Here is a 3480-nt window from a genome sequence, read left to right on the forward strand (position 1 = left end):
ATAATTACTAAATTTACCATTGTTCGTGTTATGCAATGGTCTTTTTGTTATGCAATGAAATTAACAACTACTTTCGCAAATTTACACTTGACTTTAACTAGCTGGTCTATTTATCTTTGTTTTCATAAACCTGCGTATTATTCATTCCATGAATCTAGCAATAAATAATTACCTTTCGAATTTTTCAATAAAACTTCACCCATTGGTGCAATATTCTCAATATCCACATGAACCGGATGTTCTGGACTAACTTTGCTAAGCTCTTGCCATGTTGTATGTCCGCTATTCCTAAGTTTTAGATAAAGTATCCCATTACCAAACACACCATAATCACCAAATAATCTATCAGCATGTCGTTGAATTGTTTGTACCACTACGCCAGCTGGGTTTACTAGCTTCACAGGTCCTGTGCAGCGACAAGTTGACCATTCTAATTGATAAGAAATTGTCATTCTCGGTTGAATAATTTGCTTGGGACTTAGAATTTCCGCTTCTAAATAGTGATAACCGCTAGAACCCCAATCAACACCTTGCAGAACACCAGCACCATTGGTCCAGCATTCTAAACTACAACCACCATCTGGAAAGTCTTGTTGCTGTGCAAAAGGAGCAGCATATTCCAGTACGCATGTATCGCCAGTTTCGCCATTAAAATATGCTAGCCATCCTTGTTTTTGTTTAAAACCTAATTTCCCGACCAGATTCTGATAATGAATTTGTACAAGTGATTGTTCCATCTGATAATCCCATTGCGGATTATCAGTATCACCATATAAAATCTGATAACCTGTATTCGTTGGGATAGTCACATATATTTGCTGATTCCAGCCTGATTTAGATTCACAGTTCAACTGCATGTTTTCCCAAATTGACCAAGTTATTGGTGTACACGATATATTTTCAAATTCAGTTATTAATTTCACCCGACTTGTTTCGGCTTCTAAATAATAATTTTTTCGAATTTGAATGCCAGTTTTACCTTCATCACTGGGACTAATAAAGCTTAAATGTAATTGCTGTTGCAGATTGTTTATACTGAGTAAGTGATACTCACCAGAGTCAAGTACTGGATCTGGTGGGCCCGGCCATTGTTGATTATTTTTCCAGACTTGTGGTGCGACCCAGATCTTTTCTCCACCATAATTTTTCCAAGCTGCTTGAGTAGCATCTCCTAAACGTTCAGTATAAGAAAATGATTTACCAGTTAGCGATTGGTTTTGCCAAAGCAGTTTCTGCCCTGGCAAACCATATTGAAGTGTGCGTGCGCCAATCGCCGGTACGATTAACAATTCGACTACACCATTACTAACTTGATAACACTTAGCCCATGAACCAATTGTTGACGTTTGAATTCGAAATGGCTTCTTCATCACAAATCCTCCTAATAGATTACAATTATTTACTTAACAAAATGTTGGTGTCGTAAAATGCCTTGATGATGATTGGTTTGTTTGATCGCCTTATTAAACATCACTTGAGCTTTTTCGCTTTCACCTAGCCCCAAATACCCTAATGCAATTAGATAATAACAATGAACATTATTTTTAACTTGATAATCTTCATCAAACAGTAATGTATCTGGCAAAGAGACTGCAAAGTAGTCCATCTTAAACTGTTTAAATAAATGCTGCTTACCAAATTCGATTAACTGATAGTATTTAGCTTTAGCCTTATCTGGTTGTCCTAATTGTTCCAATGCCAATCCTTGATAAAAAATAGTATCTGCAGGTTGATCGTTGTAGTACATCATATCCGTCGGCTGGCTTAAACCAATTTCGGCTTGCTTAAAGTAAGATACTGCATTGTCCTCATCTTGTAACCCACGGTAGGCTACACCTAGATAAAAATTAGTGATATTATCTTGTGAAATAATTAATTTTCCTTCACCTAAATTACGAGGATACTCTAAAGAAGCAGTTAATTTTTCAATGGCATCCCTATATTGACTAGCTTCGATATCCTGTTTAGCTAATTCAATTAACGCGAAAACATATTGACTACTGACCTTGCCTTCGCCACCTTCCCAAGGATGGAACTTATGAACCATAATCAGTTCATACGCTTTTTGGTAATGACCAAGTTCATTTAGCAAGGTAATGTATTCGATATAGCTATCATCACGTGATTTAACCAGGTCTAAATGAGCATGGAGAAAATCAAAACGTACTTGTAATGGCCGATTTAATTTTTCATATAAAGTTGCTAATTCATACATCACACGTCCATCTTGCTGATTTAGCTGATAGGCTTTCTCCAAACTCCTTAGTGCTTTTTTAGCATCATTTTGTTTGTTATAATATGCAATAGCTAAATTACGATACGCAGTTGGAAAATCTGGCAACATTTTAGTACAGTGCTCCCAACATTGAATAGCTTGTTTATAAACTCGTTTGTCATACCAAAGATTACCTAAATAATAGCTAGCTAAACCATCCTTTGGATTGAGTTGTTGAACTTTTTGTAAGACCAGAATATCCAATAATTTATTAGGAAAAACGTAATCTGGTGCAACTTGACTCCCAATTTTAGCGTAAGCTTGTGCTGCAGTTTGATTATTCATTTTGGTTGCCGCATATGCTTGATAGTAGGCTTGCATAGGATTTTGAACTGTTGATAATGACAAAATTGCGTCTGCATCCTTATAACAGCCATAATCCAAATAATCACCAACTAGAACTAATAGATTATTGAATTTACTATTAAGTGCTTGCTCTAATATTTGTTTATTTTCAGCCGTTTGATCTAGTTGATATAATTCAAAGTAACTACCAGAATCAGCTATATCAATAGCCAAATTTTCGATAAGTAATTGCTTAGCTTCTTGCCTTTTACCTGAACGTCTTAATAAATTTGCCTTTAATACACGAGCCTTAAGATTATGCCAATTATTAACTAAGCAGCGATCAATGAAAGTTATTGCTTGTGCGACATCCTCGCGTTTGCTGGAAATAGCCGCTAGCCAATAAAATGCCGATGACTGAGTTTCAAATGACCAAGTTGCTTTATAAAAGGCATCAAAAGCTTCTTTCTGTTTTTCTTGGCGAAATAAACTTAAACCAAGATGATAGTAAGCAGCACCTGAATATGGATTAGGATTTTTTAAAGTCTGTTTCTTAACCGCTTTTCTAAAATAACTTTCACTTGTAGCAAATTGTCCCTGCCTAAACAGTAATAAACCATACGCATCATTCAAACGGTAGTCAGTTGGATCACGTCGTAATCCCTCCAAGTAATAATCACTTGGCTGGTAGGTAGCATGTCGATATTGCTCTAGGTGTAATCCAGCAAGATACAACTCATCATTAGTCTGTAATTTTTGAGGCTCTGGTATTGCTTTTGCCGGTTCTGGTATTTTTTCTATTTTTTCAGTTTCTTGTTATATAGGAAACAGCTTGCGGAAACCGCTGTGGATAACATTTTAGATAACATTTTAGATGAAAATTAGGTGGAAAATTCAAGAGAAATATGAGATGATTAAAT

Annotated in this window: 2 protein-coding genes; both read right to left on the reverse strand. The window is 35.8% G+C overall.

Features of this window, described 5'->3' with window-relative positions; translation table 11 throughout:
* Window positions 1-137 precede the first annotated feature (137 nt).
* Window positions 138-1370, reverse strand: coding sequence for a DUF4380 domain-containing protein (locus tag KPL38_RS18670; RefSeq protein WP_216290639.1), 1233 nt, complete (start codon window positions 1368-1370; stop codon window positions 138-140).
* Between the two features lie 29 nt (window positions 1371-1399).
* On the reverse strand, window positions 1400-3193 hold the full coding sequence (locus KPL38_RS18675) for a tetratricopeptide repeat protein (protein WP_216290640.1): 1794 nt from the start codon (window positions 3191-3193) through the stop codon (window positions 1400-1402).
* Window positions 3194-3480: the final 287 nt, after the last annotated feature.

It is taken from the genome of Clostridium psychrophilum, from assembly GCF_018861705.1.
GTDB classification, from domain to species: Bacteria; Bacillota; Clostridia; order Clostridiales; family Clostridiaceae; genus Clostridium_AD; species Clostridium_AD psychrophilum.

Coding starts and splice junctions, on each gene's coding strand:
- KPL38_RS18670 (WP_216290639.1), bottom strand. CDS start 1,370: ATGAAGAAGCCATTTCGAATTCAAACGTCAACAATTGGTTCATGGGCT.